We start from the raw sequence: 1,517 nt of genomic DNA on the forward strand, positions 1-1,517 counted from the left end.
CAAAAGAAATATCAGAAATTAATGACCAATATGATAATCATTCTTTTTGGGCACCGTTTATTATGATTGGGAATTGGTTGTAAAACGTAGATATCACTTATCCCTATTTACAATTTCCTCCAACCACCTAATTTTATCCGCATCTTCTTCTAACTCAGACTTAGTGAGGTCTTCCACTAAACTGGAACCAAGCTGTCCCATCTTTCCAGGTTGTGCCAAGGTTAGCGCTTCCATAAATGCTTCATACCAAAAATCAGCCCCAGCATAGATATCTACTTTCTGGGAACTATTAATTGTGGTAGATAGCCTACTTTTTATCCGTGTTGGCAACTCTACAACTCTGAATTCTGCCCTTTCGACTATAGCACCATCTGGACAACGAATTGCGATCTGCCACAAATATTTTTTACCTACCGTTAATCCTGGGTGATTCTCTGGTAAAGACAGCTGAAAAACTCCTGGTTGAGTTTGCTTTTTAATGGGACTACCCAATTGTTTAAGTGTATTATTCGACTCAAACTCAAACAGTCTAAACTCTATTTCATGAGAACTGGAAACAAAGCCAGCAAAAGTGGGATGCACTGAAGCGGTTTGACCAACATAAGTCTGAGGTGCCAGGAGTGTCAGGGGTATTGCTTCACCTGGACATCCCCTAGGACCTCCAGTTCGGGAATAGTCACTAGTAGGTTTTCGATCACGTGGTGTAAAACGAGCAGTAGTGTCGGAAGAGTCACTAGCAGGTTCTCGATCACGTGGTGTAAAACGAGCAGTAGTGTCGGAAGAGTCACTAGCAGGTTCTCGATCAGGTGGTCTATATTCAGCTATAGCAGATGGCACAAACAATAGTAACAAACTGAGGGTACAGCTAGTTACTAGTCTGTAATTAATAGGTTTGTTAAGGAATCCTAAACCTTGAGTAGTCATACTATTCGGAGATTGTAATATTTTATTGTTTACGACGACTTTTATAATCTGTTAATTGCCACGTTATTTCACATAACGTTCCTTTAGGAAAAAGAGAATCACGTCTAAAATCACCTCCCAAACTTTTCGCAACATTTTTGAGTAACTGTGTCCCTTTGCTTTCAGTTAATGAGGAAATACCAGAACCATTATCTTTTATGCTCAAAGTGTACCACCCTTGATTCTCTTTACCAGTAGCTTCGACACGTTTTACTCCTTTAGCGTGTTTTCCAACATTGCACAAAGCTTCTTCGAGAAATAGGCATAGTTCTTGTCTTTGTTCAAGGTTCAAGTATTTTTCATCAATGGGATCAAATGCACGGATTTTTACCTTCATAGTTTTTAAATACTCCAAGTCATCACGTTCCAATGTACTGGTATATACTTGATAAAAAAGCTCATGAATAGAACGTTTTAACTCTAACTTTAAACCACTTCCTAATCTTAGACTTTCTTTTGTAGTTAGTGCTTCTAGATTCAGATACTCGCCAATTTCTCTGATTTCATGATTGAGTTTCTCTAATTGCAATAGTAATTCTTCTTGTGTTGCATCT

Annotated in this window: 1 protein-coding gene and 1 pseudogene; both read right to left on the bottom strand. The window is 38.5% G+C overall.

The window, feature by feature from the left end; genetic code table 11:
- Positions 1 to 93: 93 nt before the first annotated feature.
- A complete protein-coding gene (locus F6K53_RS41835) occupies positions 94 to 924 on the bottom strand; it encodes a DUF928 domain-containing protein (protein WP_293086330.1) in 831 nt (276 codons plus the stop codon).
- Positions 925 to 946: 22 nt separating this feature from the next.
- Positions 947 to 1,517, bottom strand: a pseudogene (locus tag F6K53_RS41840) (histidine kinase); the annotation flags it as partial.

It is taken from the genome of Moorena sp. SIO4A1, assembly GCF_010672065.1.
In the GTDB taxonomy this organism is placed as follows: domain Bacteria; phylum Cyanobacteriota; class Cyanobacteriia; order Cyanobacteriales; family Coleofasciculaceae; genus Moorena.

Excerpts from the sequence above, each read along its gene's own strand:
- F6K53_RS41835 (WP_293086330.1), bottom strand. The coding sequence starts at position 924 with ATGACTACTCAAGGTTTAGGATTCCTTAACAAACCTATTAATTACAGA.